The sequence below is a fragment of the Micromonospora halotolerans genome (assembly GCF_032108445.1).
GTDB classification, from domain to species: domain Bacteria; phylum Actinomycetota; class Actinomycetes; order Mycobacteriales; family Micromonosporaceae; genus Micromonospora; species Micromonospora halotolerans.
The window spans coordinates 5,384,410-5,401,953 of record NZ_CP134876.1 but is presented as its reverse complement, the minus strand read 5'-3'; the positions used below and the strand labels follow the sequence as shown (position 1 = coordinate 5,401,953).

Below are 17,544 nucleotides of genomic sequence, written 5' to 3'. Positions count from 1 at the left end.
GGCCCGCGCCGGCCGCTCAGGCGGTCACGTGGGCGCTGTCGCCGGCCGTGGCGGCGAAGGACGTGCCGCTGACCATCCGCGCGCCGTCCGAGGCGAGGAACACCACCAGCGGCGCCACGTCCTCCGGCTGGATCCACGGCACCCCCAGCGGGGTCTTCGCCCGCAGGGCCTCGACCGCGCTCCGCTCGTCGGCGGCGGGGTCACCGGACGGCGACTTCCCGCCCTCGACGAGGGCCTGCGCGTACCGGTCCTGGTGCCGGGTCAGGGCGGTGTCGACCAGGCCGGGGATCACCGCGTTCACCGTGATCCCGTGCGCTCCCAGCTCCAGCGCCGCCGACTTGACCAGCCCGATGAGCCCCCACTTCGACGCCGAGTAGGCCGCACCGTTCGTCGTGCCGTGCTGCCCCTGAGTGGAGGAGGTGACCACGATCCGGCCGCCGCCGCGGCGGACCAGCAGCGGGGCGAACACCCGCAGCACGTTCGCGGTCCCGGTCAGGTTGACGTCGATCTGGTCGTGCCAGTCGGCGTCGGTCATCTCCAGCAGCGGCTTGAACGCCTGGATGCCGGCGTTGGCGAAGAGCACGTCGACGCCGTCGTGGTCCCGCTCGACCGCCGCGGCCACCGCGCGCACCGCCCCGATGTCCCGCTGGTCGGCGACGTGCGCCGCCCAGCGCGCCCCGGCGGCGGTGACCCGCCGGCCGGTCTCCGCCAGGTCCTCCGGGGTGGCGGGCGGGAAGTCGAGGATCGGGCTGACCGGCCCGGCCACGTCCACCCCGGCCACCTCCGCGCCCGCCTCGGCGAGCGCCACGGCGGCGGCCCGGCCGATCCCGCGCGCCGCGCCCGTGACCACGGCGACCCGCCCGGACAGCGGCGCTGCGGACATCGAACCCACCCCCCGCTCCGCCGCCCGTCGACGGCGCCCTCTCGCACCGTAGACCGGACCGACCCACCCCGCCCGGGGATCGCCACCGCCACCCAGCCGCCCTCGCCGCGTCTCTCAAGAGGTTTGCGTCGGCTCCGGGCGTGTTCCTGACGCAAACCTCTTGATCAACCCCGCTGGTGGGGCGGGGGGGTCGGGTGGGTGGGTCAGAGGGGTTGGGTCAGGTTGCTGATGGTCTCGGCGGCGGGGGCGGCGCGGGCGGCACGCCAGCCCGTGCCGGCCCACAGGTGCAGGCGGTCGGCGTCCCCGGCCCCGGCGGCGGCCACCCGCAGCGGCCGGGTCAGGTGGTGCAGCGCCGGGTAGCCGAGCGGGGCGGCCGCCTCGTGCCGGTCGATGAAGTCGTTGCGCAGCCCGCGCGCCGGGCGGCCGGTGAAGGCGCGGGTGACCACCGTCCGGTCCCGCAGCGGGTCGGCCAGCGCGTCCCGGTGGGTCCGGCCGGTGCCGGCCTCGTCGGCCCGCAGCAGCAGCGTGCCGACCAGCGCGCCGACGGCGCCGGCGGCGAGGGCGGCCCGGACGTCACCGGGGCCGCCGATCCCGCCCGCGCCGAGCACCGGCAGTCCGGTGCGGCCGGCGACGAGCGCGACCAGTTCGGGCAGCGGTCGCGGCGGCGGTGGCGTGTCGGGGGTGAAGGTGCCGAGGTGCCCACCGGCGGCGCCGCTCTGCGCGACGAGCCCGTCCACCCCGAGGTCGGCCGCGGCGGCCGCCTCGGCCGGGTCGGTCACCGTGACCAGCACCCGGGTGCCGGCCCGTCGCAGGTCCCGGACCACGGGCGCCGGCGGCAGGCCGAAGGTGAAGCTGACCACCGGCACCGGCTCGGCGCGCAGCAGGTCGAGTTTCGCCGCCCAGTGGTCGTCGTCCTCGGTGCGCGCGGCGGCCGCCAGGTCGAGCCCGTAGGGCGTGCCCTCGGCGGCGATCCGGGTCGCGTAGCGGCGGAAGTCAGCCTCCGTCACCGGCACCGGGGTGGGCACGAAGACGTTCACCCCGAACGGCCGCCCGGCGGGGCGCAGTTCGGCGATCTCCCCCGCGACCGCCTCCGGCGTCTTGTAGCCGGCGGCCAGGAACGCGAAGGCGCCGGCCGCGCCCACCGCCGTCGCCAGCCCCGTGGTGGTCGGCCCACCGGCCATCGGCGCGGCCACCACCGGCAGGTCCACCCCGAGCAGTTCGCGAATCCCGTCCACGGCACCAGTCTGCCCGCCCACCGGCCGCCACACCCGCGCGCCCCGCGCCCGCACCGCGCGAGAGCCACCCCGGCTCGGCTGGGCGAGCCGTCGACCCGATCATCAGGCGACCCGGCGGGCAGCCTGCCGGTCAGGCCGGCAGGCGTTCGCGCAGCCAGGCCGGCTCCGGGTTCACCACGGCCTCGCCGGGCAGCACGACGGTCGGTACCGTCTCGTCGCCGCCGGTGACCGCCCGCACCGCCGCCGCCCCGTCCGGGTCGCGCCAGATGTTCACCCAGTACGCCCGCCCGGCCCGGCGGCCGAGCCGCCACCGCAGGCGCAGGCAGTAGCGGCAGCCGGGCCGCCAGTAGACGACCGGCCGTCCGTCGCGCGCGCTGCGCCGCCGCGCCTCGGCGGCGGGCAGCGACCGCGGGAACGCCAGCGGCGAGAAGAGCACCGCCAGCACGGCGAAGACCAGGAACTCGACGACGGCCACCGGCGTGGTGGCCGCGCCGACCGCGACGAACACCCCGCACACCAGCATCAGGCCGGCCATCCACCAACTACGCAGCACGGAGCGGGATGCTACCCGTCCCGGTCAGGCCGTCGCGTCGGCCAGCAGTTCGAGCAGGTGGCGGTAGGGCCGCCCGGTGGCCCGGGCCATGCCGATCTCGCAGGTGCGGTTCACCGAGGCGTACCCGTCGAAGGAGCGGTCGGTGACGGCGGCGGCCTCGGCGCGGGTGGCCGACGCGGTCAGCTCCGGGTGCAGCAGCCCCCGGTCGCCCGCGAAGCCGCAGCACTGCCAGCCCTCCGGCACCACCACCTCGTCGGCGATCGCCGAGGCCACGGTGAGCAGGGCCTCGTCCAGCCCGAGCCGGGTGGACGAGCAGGTCGGGTGCAGCGCGAGGGAGCCGAGCCGGCGGCGCACGGTCAGCCGGGGCAGCAGCTCGGTGGCCGCGTACCCGACGGCGTCGACCACCCGCAGGTCGCCGGCCCCGGCGAGCAGCTTCGTGAAGCCCTCGGTGCAGGAGGCGGCGTCGCTGACCACCGGCAGCGCGCCGTCGCCGCTGGCCGCGCGCAGCGCCGGCGGCACCCGGTCGCGTACCGCCTCGTAGCCGGCCGTGAGGCCCTTGGACGACCAGGGGGTGCCGCAGCACATGCTCGCGATCCCGTCGGGCACGAGCAGGCGCACGCCGGCCCGGTCGGCGAGAGTGAGCAGGGCGGCGGCCACGCCGGAGCCGCCCTGCGCCGGGGCGAACAGGGTGCCGAGGCAGGACGGCACGAAGACGGCGTCCGGCTCGCCGACCGGGTGGGGCCGGCGCGGCCGGCCGCCCCGGGGCAGGTCACGCCGCCACTGCGGGACCCGTTCGGCGCCGAGGACCGCCCGGGCGGCCTTGGTGGCCGCCTCGGGCAGCGCGGGCGGCAGCGCGCCGGCCAGGTCCAGCCCGCGGGCCATGCCCCGGGTGGTGGCGCCCCAGCGGCGTGCGGCGCCCCGCCAGCCGGCCTGCGCGGCCCCGCCGTTGCGCTCGGCCCGCAGCCGTTTCACGAGGTCGCCGGTGTTGATGAGGACCGGGCAGGCGGTGGCGCACATGCCGTCCACGGCGCAGGTGTCCACCGCGTCGTAGTCGTAGGCGTCCTCCAGTTCCCCGGCCAGGGCCGGGTCACCGGCGGCGCGGGCGGCGGCGATCTCCCGGCGCAGCACGATCCGCTGCCGGGGGGTGGTGGTGAGGTCGCGGCTCGGGCAGACCGGCTCGCAGTAGCCGCACTCGACGCAGCGGTCCACCTCCTCCTCCACGGTCGGCACGGTCTTGAGGTGCCGCATGTGGATCTCCGGGTCGTCGCTGAGCAGCACACCCGGGTTCAGCACGCCGTCCGGGTCGCAGAGCGCCTTGACCTCGCGCATCACCGCGTACAGTTCGTCGCCGAACTGGCGGCGCACGTAGGGGGCCATCACCCGGCCGGTGCCGTGCTCGGCCTTGAGCGTGCCGCCGTGGCCGAGCACCAGGTCGACCATCTCCTCGGTGAAGTCGGCGTAGCGCTCCGGGGCCGCCCCGCCGGCGAACCGCTCGTTCAGCATGAAGTGCAGGTTGCCGTCCTTGGCGTGGCCGAAGATGACGCTCTCCTCGTACCGGTGCCGGTCGAAGAGGACGGCGAGCGCGGCGCAGGTGTCGGCGAGGGCCCCGACCGGGACGGCGATGTCCTCCAGCAGCGCGGTGGTGCCGGACGGGCGCGCACCGGCCACCGCCGCGTACAAACCCTTGCGGATGTGCCAGAGCGCGGCGCGGGCGGCGGCCTCGCCGCTGAGCCGGGCGGGCGTGGTCAGCGGCAGGTCGGCCAGCACGGGCCGGGCGGCGGCGACGCGGTCGGCCAGCGCCTCCGGGTCGGACTCCTGCCACTCGACCAGCAGCGCCGCGTGGTCGCGGACGGCCAGGCCGCGCAGCGCCGCGTCCGCCCTCGGGTCCCCCTGGGCGACCCGCAGGGCGGCGGCGTCGAGCAGCTCGATCGCCGCCGGCCCTGCGGCCACCAGCGCCGGCATGGCGGCCATCGCCGCGGCCAGGGTGTCGAAGACCAGCAGGCCGGTCGCGGCGTGCCGGTGCACGGGTACGGTGCGGAAGGTCGCCGCCGCCACGAAGGCGAGGGTGCCCTCGCTGCCCACCGCCAGCCGGGTGAGCAGGTCGGCGGGGTCGTCGTGGTCGAGGAAGGCGTTCACCCCGTACCCCATGGTGTTCTTCATGGCGTACTGGGCGCGGACCCGGCGCACCGAGTCGGGGTTGCCGCGGACCCGGTCGCGCAGCCGCAGCAGGCCGGCGTGCAGGTCCGGCTCGGCGGTGCGCAGCCGGGCGTCGGCGTCCGGGGCGCCGGTGTCGAGCACGGTGCCGCTGGGCAGCACCAGCAGCAGCGACTCCAGCGTCCGGTAGGTGTTGAACTCGGTGCCGCAGGTCATCCCGCTGGAGTTGTTGGCGACCACGCCACCGACCGTGCAGGCGGACTCGCTGGCCGGGTCCGGGCCGAGCTTCCGTCCGTACGGGGCGAGGCGGGCGTTGACCTGCCGCAGCACCACGCCGGGCTGCACCCGCACCCGCCGGCCGTCGTCGAGGACGTCGAGGTCGCGGAAGTTCCGCCGGGTGTCGACGAGCAGCCGGTCGGTGACCGCCTGGCCGCTGAGGCTGGTGCCGCCGGAGCGGAACGTCAGCGGGGTGCCGGTGCTTCGGCTGTGCCGCAGCAGGGCGGCGACCTGGTCGGCGTCGGCCGGCGTGACCACCGCGCTCGGATGCAGCAGGTAGTGCGACGCGTCGTGGGCCAGCCGGAGCCGGTCCGCCGCCCGGGTGGCCACCCCGCCGGGCACCACCGCCTCCAGTCCGGCCCGCGCGTCGTCGCTCAGCTCCACCATGCTCGCCGCACCTCCCCGAGCCCACCCTAGTCAGCAGCGGACGACGCGCCGCCCACCCCTTGCGTCCACATCGACCCAGGTAGATACTCGCCGCTACAGCGTTCGTCGAGGTCACACCCCGAGCAGACCCCGTCGACACGGCATGGACGCCGACGCAACCGGCGGCCTTCACCGTCAGGGAGAAGACCGTGAGAATCCGCCGAAGCCGATTCACCCCCCTGCTCGCCGCGACCGTCGGCCTCGTGGCCGCCGGCGCCTTCGCCGTACCGGGCGCCGCCTCGGCCGCCGCCCCGGGTTTCACCGCCGACCAGCTGGCCCGGGTCGACGCCGCCGTCGCCGCCTCCGGCGTGCAGGGCATCGCCTGGCGCGTGGAGGCGGGCCGGGTCGTGGTGACCGCCGACGACAGCGTGTCCGCCGCCGAGGTCGCGGCGCTCAAGAAGAACGCCGGGGCCGCGGCGGGCGCGATCCGGGTCGACCGGGCCCGGGGCACGTTCCGTCCGCTGCTGTCCGCCGGCAACGCCATCTACGGCGGCGGCTACCGCTGCTCGCTCGGGTTCAACGTGGTGAAGTCGAACGCCTACTACTTCCTCACGGCCGGGCACTGCGGCAACGTCGCGAAGACCTGGTACACCGACTCCGGCCTCAAGACGCTGATCGGGCCGACCATCAGCTCCAGCTTCCCCGGCAACGACTATGCCCTGGTCCGCTACGACAACGCCGCGCTCAGCCACCCGGGCGGCTACACCGCCGCGAACGCGTTCGTCGGTGAGGCGGTCAAGCGCACCGGCTCGACCACCGGCACCCACAGCGGCACGGTGACCGCGTTGAACGTGACCGTCCGCTACCAGGGCGGCGGCACCGTCCGGGGCATGATCCAGACCACCGTCTGCGCCGAGCCGGGCGACTCCGGCGGCCCGCTCTACGACGGCACCAAGGCGATCGGCATCACCTCGGGAGGCAGCGGTGACTGCCGCCGGGGCGGCACCACCTTCTTCCAGCCGGTCACCGAGGCGGCGAGCGCGTACGGCGTGACCGTCTACTGAGTCCACCCGCCGGCCGCCGGCCGGCACCGGGAGACCCGCACCGGCCGCGCGCCGGTGCGGGTCTTCGCGCGTCCGACCGGGGCTCCGCCGCACCGCTGGTGCGGTATTCGCGAGTTCAAACTCCGCCGTTGTCACGAATTCGGGGTGTGAAAATCACGCCCGGCTCATGACTCAGCACACTTTGCTCCCCCCTCCGCCGTCCGAAGGATGGACCTCAACCGATCAGCCGGTGGAGGCAGACGACATGGACGAACGGTACGACTCGTACTGCGCGGTCGACCCGCTGTTCTACGACTCGCTCGCCAGCTCCGACGTCGAGACCCCGGGCTACGCGGCGGACCGCCCGCCGGCGCCCGGCTGGGAGTGTGAGGTCAAGGACGACTGGCTGGTGCACGGTCCGGTCGCCGGCTCCCTCCCGCCGCAGGGGTGGAAGATCCACGTGTCGGCCCGGCTGGACAACGCCGAGCGGGTGCTGGCCCGGGTGATGGACTACTGCGAGCCCCGCGGCATCCCGTTCAAGCACCTGCGCGGCCCGCGGATGCTGCTCATGCGCAACAGCAAGTACGCCCGCCGGGCCGCCAGCGGCAAGTTCATCACGGTCTACCCCCGCGACGACGCGGAACTGGAGCTGACCGCCAAGGAACTGGCCGCGCTGCTCGACGGCGAGACCGGGCCGTACATCCTGAGCGACCTGCGCTACGGCGACGGCCCGGTGTACCTGCGCTACGGCGGTTTCGCCGCCCGGTACTGCCTCTCCCCCGAGGGCCAGGTGGTGCCGGCCGTCGAGGACGCCACCGGCACCCTGGTGCCCGACCGGCGCGACCCGGTCTTCCACGTGCCCGACTGGGTCACCCTGCCCGACTTCCTCGCCCCGCACCTGGCCGCCCGGAATGCGGCCACCACCACCGACCTGCCCTACCGGATCGAGAAGGTCATCCACTTCTCCAACGGCGGCGGTCTCTACGAGGCCCGGGACACCCGCACCGGGGACCGGGTGGTGCTCAAGGAGGCCCGCCCGCACGCCGGGCTGGACGCCACCGGCGCGGACGCGGTGACCCGGCTGCGCCGGGAGGCCGAGACGCTGCGCCGGCTCGCCGGGGTGCCGCACCTGGTGCGGGTGCACGACGAGTTCAGCTTCGGCGGGCATGAGTTCCTGGCGCTGACATTCGTCGCCGGCCGCCCGCTGAACCAGCTGGTGGTGGAGCGCTACCCGCTGGTCCACCTCGACGCCGACCGGGAGGCGTACACGCGGTGGGCCCTCGACCTTCACCGGCAGGTCGCCGAGGCGGTGGACGCCATCCACGCCCATGGAGTGGTCTACGGCGACCTGCACATGTTCAACATCATGGTCGGCGACGACGGGGCCGTCACGCTTGTCGACTTCGAGGTCGCGACCCCCGCCGCGGCCGCCGCCCGGCCGGCCCTGCGCAACCAGGCCTTCGCCGCGCCCCGTGACCGGACCGGCTTCGACGTCGACCGGTACGCCCTGGCCTGCCTGCGGCTGGCCCTCTTCCTGCCGCTGACCGCGATGCTCCGGCTGGCGCCGGAGAAGGCGGCCCACCTGGCCGACGTGGTGGCGGAACAGTTCCCCGTCCCCCGGGAGCTGCTCGACGAGGCGGTCGCCGTGATCCTCGGCGAGACCGGGACCCGCCACACGCCCGGCCGCCCGGACGCGTCGCGGATCGACCCGGACGACTGGCCGGCACTGCGGGACCGGCTCGCCGCCGCGATCACCGCGAGCGCCACCCCGCACCGCGACGACCGCCTCTTCCCCGGCGACATCCGGCAGTTCGCCGGGGCCGACGGCGGGCTGAACCTGGCCCACGGCGCCGCCGGGGTGCTCTGGGCGCTGCACGCCGGCGGCGCCGGCACCGACCCCGACCACGAGCGGTGGCTGATCGACCGGGTACGGGAACCGGCGTCGGGCAGCCGGCTCGGCTTCTACGACGGGCTGCACGGCGTCGCGTACGTGCTGGACCTGCTCGGGCACCGCGCCGAGGCGCTGCGGCTGCTGGAGCGCTGCCTCGACGAGCCGTGGACCGAACTCGGCGACGACCTGATGAGCGGCCTGTCCGGCGTCGCGCTCAACCTGGCCCACTTCGCCGGGCGCACCGGCGACCGGCGGTACGCCGACGCCGCCCGGCGGGCCGTCGACCTGGTCGTCGGCCGGCTCGGCGACGTCGAATCGGTCGCCGAGGTCAGCGGTGGCCGCCACCCGTACGCGGGGCTGTTCCGGGGCGGCGCCGGCGTGGCGCTGATGCTGCTGCGGATGTACGAACTGGACCACGACCGGAGCCTGCTCGACCACGCCGCGACCGCGCTGCGGCAGGACCTGCGCCGGTGCGTCCGGCGCGACGCCGGCCACCTGGAGGTCAACGAGGGCTGGCGGACCATGCCCTACCTCGCCGAGGGCAGCGTGGGCATCGGCCTGGTGCTCGACCAGTACCTGCGCCACCGCGGCGACGAGACGTTGCGCACCGCCGCCACGGGGATCCGCCGCTGCGCCGACTTCCCGTTCTACGCCCAGTCCGGGCTGTTCGCCGGCCGCGCCGGGATCGTGACCTACCTGGCCGAGCGGGGTGAGCGCGAGCCCGCTCGCCGGCAGGCCCGGCTGCTGAGCTGGCACGCCCTGCCGTACCGGGGGCTGACCGCCTTTCCCGGCGACCAGCTGCTGCGGCTGTCCATGGACCTGGCCACCGGCACCGCCGGCGTGCTGAGCGCCCTCGCCGCGACCCGGCCGGCGGGCCCCGGCCTGCCGTTCCTCGCGCCCCTGCCCGGCGCCACGCCCGCCGGGCCCACCCCACCGGCCGGTGACTGACCGGCCCACCGAGCTCCCCGGGGGTCACTCCGGGGCGGTCCGACCCGACTCGTACGGAAGGAGGTGAACGACATGGCCCTGCTCGACCTCCAGGGGATGGAGCTGCCGGCCGCCGAGCGTCACGGCGGTGGCAGCCAGGCCAGCCTGCTGCTGTGCGGCGACAGCTCGCTGAGCGTCACCACCTGCAACTGACCCGATCGTCATCGACAGCGATGACCAGTCAACCAACCCGAGCGACACCTCATCACCAGCGAAAGGGGAACGTCATGGCACTGCTCGACCTCCAGGGGATGGAACTGCCGGCCGCCGAGCGTACCGGCGGTGGCAGCCAGGCCAGCCTGCTGCTCTGCGGCGACAGCTCGCTGAGCATCACCACCTGCAACTGACGATCGGTTCGCCTGGCCCCGGGCCGGCTCACGCCGGTCCGGGGCCGCGCCCGTGGAGGTGCCATGACCCCGGCCGACCGGCTCCTGTGGCGCGCCGTCGGGTCCGCCGGCTGGTGGACCCCGGTGCTGGCCCTGGTCACCGTGGCCGGGGCGGCGGCCGAGCTGGCGCTGCCCGCCGCGCTGGGGCGGGCGGTCGACGCCGCCGTCGGCGCCACCGCCGGGGAGTCCGCCGGCCGCTGGCTCGCCGCGGTGGGTGGCCTCGTCGCCCTGCTGGTCGTCGCGGGCGTGGTGCGGGACTACGGCACCGGTGCGGCGAGCGCGCGTTCGGTCGCCGGCCTGCGCCACACCCTGATCCGACACCTCCTCGCCCTCGATCCCCGGACCGCGGCCCGTCACCCGGTGGGTGACCTGGTCGGTCGCCTGGTGGGCCAGGTGGCCGACGCCGGGCAGGCGGCCCCGGCCGTCGTGCTGGCCGCCACCGTGCTGCTGCCGCCGGTGGGCAGCCTGGTGGCCCTCACCATGATCGATCCGTGGCTCGGCGCGACGTTCGTCGTCGGGCTGGTGCTGCTGGGCGTGCTGCTGCGCGGGTTCGTCGCTGACGCGTCCGCGGCGGTCGCCGGTTACCAGCGGGCCCAGGGACACCTCGCCGGGCTGCTGGTGGAGGCGCTGACCGGAGCGCGGACCATCGCCGCCGCCGGCACCACCGGGCGGGAGGTCGACCGGGTCCTGACCCCGGTGGCCGAGCTGCGACGGCACGGCACCCGGACGTGGACCGTGCTGGCCGGGGCGGCGACCCGGGGCGCGGTGCTCAGCCCCATGCTGCAACTGGCGGTCGTCGCCGTGGGCGGGCTCTCCCTTGCCGCCGGGCGGCTGACGCCGGGCGACCTGCTGGCCGCCCTCCAGTACGCCGCGCTCGGCGCTGGTCTGGGCACCGTGGTCAGCGCCCTCAACAAGGCCGTCCGGGTACGCGCCGGCTGTCGTCGCGCCGCCGAGGTGCTCACCGAACCGGCCCGCCGGTACGGCGACCGGGCCCTGCCGCCCGGCCCCGGCCACCTGGACCTTCGCGGGGTCAGCGTGCGGGCCGACGACGGCCGGCCGCTGCTCGACGGGGTGGACCTGCGGGTGCCGGGCGGCGCGCTGCTCGCCGTCGTCGGCCCGTCCGGCGCCGGCAAGTCGCTGCTCGCGGCCGTCGCCGGCCGGCTGCGCGACCCCGACGCCGGGGAGGTGCGGCTGGACGGGGTGCCGCTGCCCGACCTGTCGGCGGCGGCGCTGCACGCGGCGGTCGGCTACGGGTTCGAACGGCCCGTGCTGGTCGGCGAGACGGTCGGCGCCGCGGTCGGGTGCGGAGCCGACCCGGTGCCGCTGGCCCGGGCCGCCGCCATCGACGACTTCGTCGAGCGGCTGCCCGACCGGTACGGCACGCCGTTGGCCGAGGTCGCCATGTCGGGCGGGGAACGCCAACGACTCGGCCTCGCCCGCGCGCTGCGGGCCGAGCGGCTGCTCATTCTCGACGACGCGACGTCCAGCCTGGACACGGTGACCGAGTACCGGGTGAGCCGGGCGCTGACCGACCGGGCGGACCGGCGTACCCGGATCGTGGTGAGCCACCGGGTCGGCACCGCCGGCCGGGCCGACCTGGTGGCCTGGGTGGCGGGCGGACGGATCCGCGGGGTCGGCCCGCACGCCGTGCTGTGGGACGACCCCGACTACCGGGCGGTGTTCCGGTCGTGACCACGGTGGGTGCGGTGACCCGGGCCGCGCTGCGGGAGCGGCGGACCGCGCTCGCCCGGTTGGCGGCCTGGTCGGTGGCCGAGGCGCTGCCGGCGGCGCTGGCCGGGCTGCTGACCGCGCGGGCCGTGGACGCCGGTTTCCTGGCCGGCCGCCCGGCGGTCGGGCTGCTCTGGCTGGCACTGCTCGCGGCCGCCGTGCTCGTCGGCGCCGTGGGCACCAACCGGGCGTACGCGTGCCTCGGCGACGTGGTCGAGCCGTTCCGGGACGACCTGCTGCGCCGGGTGGTGGCCGGCGCGCTGGCCGGTGCGAACGACGGCCGGGTGGACGACGCGGCGGTGGGCCGCCTGACCCATCAGGTGGAGATCGTCCGGGACACCTGGGCCGGCCTGCTGACGGTGGTCCGCGGCTTCCTCTTCGCCGCCTGCGCCGCGATCGTCGGGTTGTGCTCCCTCGCCGCCCCGGTCGCCCTGCTCGTCACCGTGCCGGTGCTGGCCGGGCTCGTCCTGTTCGCGGCGGCCGTACCGGCGATGATCGCCCGCCAGCGGGAGTACGTGCTCGCCGACGAACGCCTCACCCGGGTCGCGGTCACGGCGATCGCCGGCCACCGCGACGTCTCGGTCAGCGGCGCGCGGGACCAGGTCACCCGGTGGCTGGGCCGGCACGTCGACGCGCAGGCGCGGGTGGAGAGGCGGCTGGCCGGCATGGCCGTCACCCGTGGCCTGAGCCTGGCCGTCGGCGGCTGGCTGCCGGTGCCGGTGGTCGTGCTCGCCACCCCCTGGCTGGTCCGGCAGGGCCTCGGGCCGGGCGCGGTGCTGGGCGCCCTGGTCTACGTCGTCCGCGGGGTGCAACCCGCCCTGCACACCCTCGTCCAGGGAGTGGCCGCCGGAGGCCTGCGGTTCACCGTCACCCTGGACCGGTTGCTGCGCACCGGCGTCCCGGTGGCCGGGGCGGCCACGCCCGCCGGCCCGGCGCGGCCCGCGCGACCCGGCCCGCCGGCGCTGTCCCTGCGCGGCGTGACGTTCCGGTACGGGCCGCACGCCGACCCGGTGCTCGACGGCTTCGACCTCGACGTGCCCGACGGCGACCACCTGGTGGTGGTGGGCGCCAGCGGGATCGGCAAGTCCACCCTGGCCGCGTTGATCGCCGGGGTGCTGCGTCCGCAGTCCGGCACGGTCGAGGTGGGCGGGACGCCAGTGGCCGGGGCGACGGCCGCCGAGCTGGCGCGGCGACGGGTGCTGATCCCGCAGGAGGCCTACGTCTTCACCGGCAGCCTCCGGGACAACCTCCGCTATCTGCGGCCCGACCTGGCGGACCCGGCGATCCTCCGGGCGGCGGCCCGGCTGGGCCTGTCCGGGCTGGTGGACCGCCTCGGCGGCCTGGACGCGGCCCTCCGCCCGGCCGGCCTGTCCGCCGGGGAGCGTCAGCAACTGGCCCTGCTGCGCGCCTGGCTCTCGCCCGCCCCGCTGGTCATCCTCGACGAGGCCACCTGCCACCTCGACCCGGCCGCCGAGGCGCGGCTGGAGACCGCGTTCGCCGAGCGGGCCGGCACGCTCGTGGTGGTGGCCCACCGGGTCAGTTCGGCGCTGCGCGCCCGCCGGGTGCTGCTGCTCGACGGCCACGACGCGCTGCTCGACGACCACCAGGGCCTGCTGGCCCGTTCGTCCGCCTACCGGGAGCTGGTGGGCTACTGGGAGGGCGGGGCGGAGCCGGTCAGATCCAGCCCGACTCCCGGGCGATCCGCACCGCTTCCAACCGGGTCCGCGCGCCGGTCTTCGCCATGATCCGGGACAGGTGGTTGCGCACCGTCCCCGCCGAGACGGTCAGCTTCTCGGCGATGTCCCGGACCGGATGTCCCTCGGCCGCCACGTCGAGCACCTCCCGCTCGCGGCGGGTCAGCGGGCTGTCGGCGACCTCCAGCGCCGCGACCACCAGGTCCGGGTCGAGCACCACCGCACCGCGGGCGAGCAGCCGTACGCCCTCGGCGATCCGCTGCGGCGGCACGTCCCGGCTCAGGAAGCCGATCCGTCGCCCGTGCTCCGCGAGCACCGGCCGGACCCGGGCGGCGCGGCGCTGTTCGACCAGGACCAGCAGCCGGCCCCCGCCGTCGGGCCCGGCCGCGGCGATCCGGGCGAGCTGGTGCAGCGGTACGAGGTCGGCGTCGACGACGGCCACGTCCGGCCGGTCACCCGCCAGCGCGTCCCGTAACGCGTGCGCCGTGGCCGCCTCGCCGACGACGTCGATGTCGTCCTCGGCCGCCAGCAGGTGGGCGAGGGCCCCTCGGATCAACCCACCCTTGAGCGCGAGCAGCGTGCGGACCATGGCGACTCCCGGACATGACCCCCCGATCCCTGACAACACGTGCGCGCCTGGTGACGCACCGTCAGGAATTTAATCGAAGGTGACCGCTACGCAACAGCCGTGCTCCGCGTGTCGTCAGATCCAGCACGCGTCCCGGGCCCGCTGGACCGCCTCCCAGCGGCTGCGGGCCCCGGTCTTGCGCAACAGGCTCGACACGTGGTTGCGCACGGTGCCCGGGGCCAGGTGGAGCCGCTTCGCGATCTCCCCGGTGCGCAAGCCCTCGGCCGCCGCCGCGGCCACCTCCCGCTCCCGTTCGCTGAGCGGGTTCACCACGGCGTCGAGGGCGGCGAGCGCGGTCAGCGGGTCGATCATCCGCTGCCCGCGGGCGACCGCCCGCAACAGCTCGACCAGTTCCTCCGGCGGGACGTCCGTGGCCACCACCCCGCGGACCCGGGCGCCGAGAGCGCGGCGCAGCGCCCGAGCGGTGCGCCGCGCGGTCAGCACGACGACCGCGCACCCGTCCGCACCGGGCGGTCCGGCGACGGCGCCGGGGTCATCCACCGCGTCGAGGTCCACCAGCAGCAGGTCCGGACGGCAGGCGGCGAGCAGCGCCGGCACGCTCCGGTCCGGCTCGGTCTCCCCGACCACCTCGAAGTCCGGCGTGGCGGCGAGGACCGCGACCACGACCGTCCGCAGCAGACCCGGCTCGGCGACCACCGCCACCCGCACCGGCGCGGCCACCGTTCCATCCCGTACGTCGCCCACCCGGGACACTGTGCCCGAAACGCCGGCGGATAGTCGAGTTCGGTCCGAGATGTCCAACGGCGGTCCTGGCGCCCCGGCCGTGGGTGACAGGTCCGGTCAGCTCTGCCGCAGCGCCGGCATCGGCACCGGCACGGCGAGCGCCGTGGCCCCGGCGCCCGCGCCCCCCTCGCAGGTGTTCGGCGGGACGGTGCCGATGCCCCGGGTGGCGGGCCGTTCTGCCGCCCAGAACATGAAACCGAGCATGCCGGCGGTGCTCCCCGCGCCGTGCGGGGCGACGCTCTGCACGTACGGGGCGGCGGCCTTCTGCACCGAGTTGGCGTAGTTGACGCACTCGGGCAGCGGCTTGCCGCCGTAGGCCAGGTAGACCGCGCCGGTGAACTTGGCCGGGGCGAGCGGGGGCACCGGCGGGCTGTACTGCGACTTGCCGTCGACGTGCTCCTGCCAGTCCGCCTGGGCGGTGCCGGCCGAGGCGGGCCGGGCGGTCACCATGGCGTTGGCGTAGTCGAGCACCGGGACGTCGGTGCGCAGCCACTCGGCGGTGGCCTTGCGGTTGAGGTCGATCAGCCAGCGGTCGCCGGCGGCCACGTCGATGGTGAGCCGGGCCGGCGGGCGGGCGCCGGTGGCGTCGTAGGGGTGGACCGCCCGGTAGGCGTCGATGAAGGACTGGAGGCCGGCCAGGTTGGGGCCGGTGTTCTGCTCGTAGTCGATCTCGATGCCGACGCCGAGCCGGGTGGCCACCGCGGCGGCCCGCTGCCCGAGCAGGGTGGGGTTCTCAGCGAGCGCCGCGTCCCAGTCGTCGGTGTAGGTGATGCCGCCGATCGACAGCATCACCCGGATGCCGCGGGCCGTGAAGTACTGCACGATCTCGCTGGTCATGCCGCGCGGCACCCCGTCCAGGGTGGTGGCGTCGGTGGTCTGGTGCAGCAGGTCGAGCGGGTTGACGAAGCTCAGCACCACCAGGTTGACCGAGGGACGGCCGTCGCCCCGGTCAACGAGCCAGTGGTTCTGGCTGTCGAACTGGGCGACGGTGCGGGCGGTGCCCCAGGTGCAGAAGTCGTTGCCGCAGTGCCAGGCGCCGTAGACCTGGACCGGCGTGGCCGCCAGCGGCGCGGGCGCGGGCCGGGGCGCGGCGACGGCCGGACCCGTGGTGGCGAGGACGAGCAGGAACGCGGCCAGGAGTACCGAGCGTCGCATGGGGACCTCCCCGACTGATCAGTACGCCTTGTTTACAGTAGACCGACGACCTGCGTCAATGCGTAGCGGCGATCCGGCCCAGCACCCGCTGCTGGAAGGCGCGGGCCTCGGGTCCGGCCGGCGGGGGCCCACCCCGGCGGGCCGCGATCGACCGGCGGATCAGCTCGGCGTCCGCGTCGTCGGCCGCGAGCCGCCGCCCGGCGTCCACCTTGCCCAGCCAGACGCCGTCGCGGCAGCGGACCAGCGCGCGGCAGGCACCGAGCACCGCGTCCTCGGCGCCGGGGGCGGGGGCGTCGCCGGGCGGGGTGGGCAGTGCCAGCCACCACCGCAGGGCCTCGACCAGCAGCCCCCGCAGCTCCGCCGGCCCCGGGTCGGCGAAGACCTCGGCGGCGGGCGGGCCGAGCAGGGCCAGCCCCGACTGGCGCAGGATGCTGCGGTCCAGCGCGTACCAGAACCGCCCGTCGGCGGCGGGCCGGTCGGCCGGGTCGTAGGTGGCGCGGAAGGGCATGGTGGCGCCGGTGTTCAGCTCGACCTCGAAGCCCGGCTCGGGAGTGCCGGAACCGGCCACGTCCCGCCGGTAGACCACCAGTTCGAGGCCGCGCGCCGGGCAGGGCAGCGCCTCGTGCCGCAGCCGGTCCACCAGCGCCCGCTTCGTGGGCCCGTCGACCGGCCGGTCGACCACGAGGGCCACGTCCACGTCGCTGCGTCCCGGCTGGTAGACGCCCAGCCCCACCGAGCCGGCCGCGTACGCGCCGACCAGGTCGTCACCGAGCACGGCCCGGGCCTGCCCGACCAGCTCGTCGAGGTAGCGGCGCACGTCGTCGTCCATGCCGGCATCCTGCCGGTCGGTGCCACGGCGACGCGGGCCGGGGTCACTCCGCCGGGTCGGGGCAGCAGACGGTCAGCGCGCCCGGGACCACCGTCACCTTCAGCTTCTTCGCCGTGCCCCGCGCGCCCCCGTCCAGCTCGTACGTCTTCGGCTCGGCGAACCGGACGCGCACCTTCCGCCCCCGGGTGATCCGCACGAATGGCGACTCGTCGGACCGGCCGGCGGCCATCCGGCCGAGCGTGCGGGCCCAGTCCACGGCGCCGCTGGCGGTGGAGACGCCGATCTCCAGCGCGCCGTCGTCGGGCCGGGCGTCGTCGAAGGCGGGGATGCCGCCGGTGATCGTGCCGACGTTGCCGAAGAGCACGCAGCTCGCGTCGCCGTCGAACCAGTCGGCGCCGTCGACCGTGATCCGGGTCCGGACGCACTCGCCGCGGACGTGCCGCAGCCCGGTCCAGACGTACGCGATCCGGCCGAGCCGGCCCTTGAGCTGGCGGTCGGCGTCGCGGATCAGGTCGCCGTCGAAACCGGCGCCGGCCATCACCGCGAAGTGCTCCCCGTTGAGCCGGCCCAGGTCCAGCTCGCGCCGCCGGCCGTGCAGGGCGATGCGGAGCGCCTCGGGCAGGTCGGCGGGGATGCCGAGGTTGGTGGCGAAGAGGTTGGCGGTGCCGGCGGGCAGGATGCCCATGGGCACGTCCGATCCGGCGAGGGTGTCGGCACACCGCTGCACCATGCCGTCGCCGCCCCAGACGAGGATCAGCTCGGCGCCCTTGTCGAGCGCCTTGCGGACCTTCTTCGGCGCCTTGCGGCTCTTCGGCACCTCGTACCAGAGGAGCCGCCCGACCCCGGCGGCGACCAGCCCGGCGCGCAGCTCGTCGAGGCCGCCGCCGAAGGTCTTCTTCCGGTGGGCGACGACCGCGACGACGCCGGCGGGCGGCGTGCCGGTGTCGGTGGCGGGGTGCTCGGCGGCGCGCGTGGTCATGACAGCCCTCGGT

Annotated in this window: 15 protein-coding genes; 6 read left to right on the top strand and 9 right to left on the bottom strand. The window is 76.0% G+C overall.

The features are described 5' to 3' along the window. Positions 1-16 precede the first annotated feature (16 nt). From RMN56_RS25380 to RMN56_RS25365, 4 genes are all read right to left on the bottom strand, one after another. Complete coding sequence (locus tag RMN56_RS25380; protein WP_313720079.1) at positions 17-883, bottom strand: SDR family NAD(P)-dependent oxidoreductase; 867 nt, start codon at positions 881-883, stop codon at positions 17-19. A gap of 203 nt (positions 884-1,086) precedes the next feature. Further along, positions 1,087-2,118, bottom strand: a complete 1,032-nt coding sequence (locus RMN56_RS25375) for a nitronate monooxygenase (protein ID WP_313720078.1) — start codon at positions 2,116-2,118, stop codon at positions 1,087-1,089. Between the two features lie 130 nt (positions 2,119-2,248). Next, positions 2,249-2,671 carry a glutaredoxin domain-containing protein gene (locus tag RMN56_RS25370; RefSeq protein ID WP_313720077.1) on the bottom strand — a complete coding sequence of 141 codons (423 nt, stop codon included), beginning with the start codon at positions 2,669-2,671 and terminating at the stop codon, positions 2,249-2,251. 24 nt (positions 2,672-2,695) lie between these two features. Then, positions 2,696-5,488 carry an FAD-binding and (Fe-S)-binding domain-containing protein gene (locus tag RMN56_RS25365; RefSeq protein WP_313720076.1) on the bottom strand — a complete coding sequence of 931 codons (2,793 nt, stop codon included), beginning with the start codon at positions 5,486-5,488 and terminating at the stop codon, positions 2,696-2,698. 188 nt (positions 5,489-5,676) lie between these two features. On the opposite strand from RMN56_RS25365, the gene RMN56_RS25360 reads away from it, so the two are divergent. From RMN56_RS25360 to RMN56_RS25335, 6 genes are all read left to right on the top strand, one after another. Then, positions 5,677-6,531: a S1 family peptidase gene (locus RMN56_RS25360; protein ID WP_313720075.1), complete on the top strand. Its 855-nt coding sequence runs from the start codon at positions 5,677-5,679 to the stop codon at positions 6,529-6,531. Positions 6,532-6,775: 244 nt separating this feature from the next. After that, complete coding sequence (lanKC, locus tag RMN56_RS25355; protein ID WP_313720074.1) at positions 6,776-9,349, top strand: class III lanthionine synthetase LanKC; 2,574 nt, start codon at positions 6,776-6,778, stop codon at positions 9,347-9,349. Between the two features lie 72 nt (positions 9,350-9,421). Then, positions 9,422-9,541, top strand: a complete 120-nt coding sequence (locus tag RMN56_RS25350) for a SapB/AmfS family lanthipeptide (protein ID WP_313720073.1) — start codon at positions 9,422-9,424, stop codon at positions 9,539-9,541. A gap of 74 nt (positions 9,542-9,615) precedes the next feature. Continuing rightward, on the top strand, positions 9,616-9,735 hold the full coding sequence (locus RMN56_RS25345) for a SapB/AmfS family lanthipeptide (RefSeq protein ID WP_109816733.1): 120 nt from the start codon (positions 9,616-9,618) through the stop codon (positions 9,733-9,735). Positions 9,736-9,798: 63 nt separating this feature from the next. Beyond that, the gene (locus tag RMN56_RS25340) at positions 9,799-11,466 is read left to right on the top strand and encodes an ABC transporter ATP-binding protein (protein WP_313720072.1); all 1,668 of its coding nucleotides are present in this window, start codon (positions 9,799-9,801) and stop codon (positions 11,464-11,466) included. Beyond that, complete coding sequence (locus RMN56_RS25335; protein WP_313720071.1) at positions 11,463-13,247, top strand: ATP-binding cassette domain-containing protein; 1,785 nt, start codon at positions 11,463-11,465, stop codon at positions 13,245-13,247. Before RMN56_RS25340 ends, RMN56_RS25335 begins: the two co-directional genes overlap by 4 nt. Here RMN56_RS25335 and RMN56_RS25330 read toward each other — a convergent pair. The 5 genes from RMN56_RS25330 to RMN56_RS25310 all read right to left on the bottom strand — a co-directional run bounded on the left by RMN56_RS25330 (position 13,177) and on the right by RMN56_RS25310 (position 17,531). Beyond that, entirely contained in the window at positions 13,177-13,785 is a 609-nt protein-coding gene (locus tag RMN56_RS25330) for a LuxR C-terminal-related transcriptional regulator (RefSeq protein WP_313720070.1), read from the bottom strand. The two genes, RMN56_RS25335 and RMN56_RS25330, sit on opposite strands and share 71 nt — an antisense overlap. 114 nt (positions 13,786-13,899) lie before the next feature. Beyond that, a complete protein-coding gene (locus RMN56_RS25325) occupies positions 13,900-14,529 on the bottom strand; it encodes a response regulator transcription factor (RefSeq protein WP_313720069.1) in 630 nt (209 codons plus the stop codon). Between the two features lie 96 nt (positions 14,530-14,625). Continuing rightward, a complete protein-coding gene (locus RMN56_RS25320; RefSeq protein ID WP_313720068.1) occupies positions 14,626-15,723 on the bottom strand; it encodes a glycoside hydrolase family 18 protein in 1,098 nt (365 codons plus the stop codon). Between the two features lie 55 nt (positions 15,724-15,778). Then, complete coding sequence (locus RMN56_RS25315) at positions 15,779-16,552, bottom strand: nucleotidyltransferase domain-containing protein (RefSeq protein ID WP_313720067.1); 774 nt, start codon at positions 16,550-16,552, stop codon at positions 15,779-15,781. A 43-nt stretch (positions 16,553-16,595) separates the two neighbouring features. Further along, positions 16,596-17,531 carry a diacylglycerol/lipid kinase family protein gene (locus tag RMN56_RS25310; protein WP_313720066.1) on the bottom strand — a complete coding sequence of 312 codons (936 nt, stop codon included), beginning with the start codon at positions 17,529-17,531 and terminating at the stop codon, positions 16,596-16,598. Between the last annotated feature and the right edge of the window lie 13 nt (positions 17,532-17,544).

What these genes read in the sequence shown, in the direction of transcription:
- RMN56_RS25380 (WP_313720079.1), bottom strand. Translation starts at nt 883, where the DNA reads ATGTCCGCAGCGCCGCTGTCCGGGCGGGTCGCCGTGGTCACGGGCGCG.
- RMN56_RS25310 (WP_313720066.1), bottom strand. Translation starts at nt 17,531, where the DNA reads ATGACCACGCGCGCCGCCGAGCACCCCGCCACCGACACCGGCACGCCG.
- RMN56_RS25340 (WP_313720072.1), top strand. Translation starts at nt 9,799, where the DNA reads ATGACCCCGGCCGACCGGCTCCTGTGGCGCGCCGTCGGGTCCGCCGGC.
- RMN56_RS25365 (WP_313720076.1), bottom strand. Translation starts at nt 5,488, where the DNA reads ATGGTGGAGCTGAGCGACGACGCGCGGGCCGGACTGGAGGCGGTGGTG.
- RMN56_RS25350 (WP_313720073.1), top strand. Translation starts at nt 9,422, where the DNA reads ATGGCCCTGCTCGACCTCCAGGGGATGGAGCTGCCGGCCGCCGAGCGT.
- lanKC (WP_313720074.1), top strand. Translation starts at nt 6,776, where the DNA reads ATGGACGAACGGTACGACTCGTACTGCGCGGTCGACCCGCTGTTCTAC.
- RMN56_RS25330 (WP_313720070.1), bottom strand. Translation starts at nt 13,785, where the DNA reads ATGGTCCGCACGCTGCTCGCGCTCAAGGGTGGGTTGATCCGAGGGGCC.
- RMN56_RS25315 (WP_313720067.1), bottom strand. Translation starts at nt 16,552, where the DNA reads ATGGACGACGACGTGCGCCGCTACCTCGACGAGCTGGTCGGGCAGGCC.
- RMN56_RS25320 (WP_313720068.1), bottom strand. Translation starts at nt 15,723, where the DNA reads ATGCGACGCTCGGTACTCCTGGCCGCGTTCCTGCTCGTCCTCGCCACC.
- RMN56_RS25345 (WP_109816733.1), top strand. Translation starts at nt 9,616, where the DNA reads ATGGCACTGCTCGACCTCCAGGGGATGGAACTGCCGGCCGCCGAGCGT.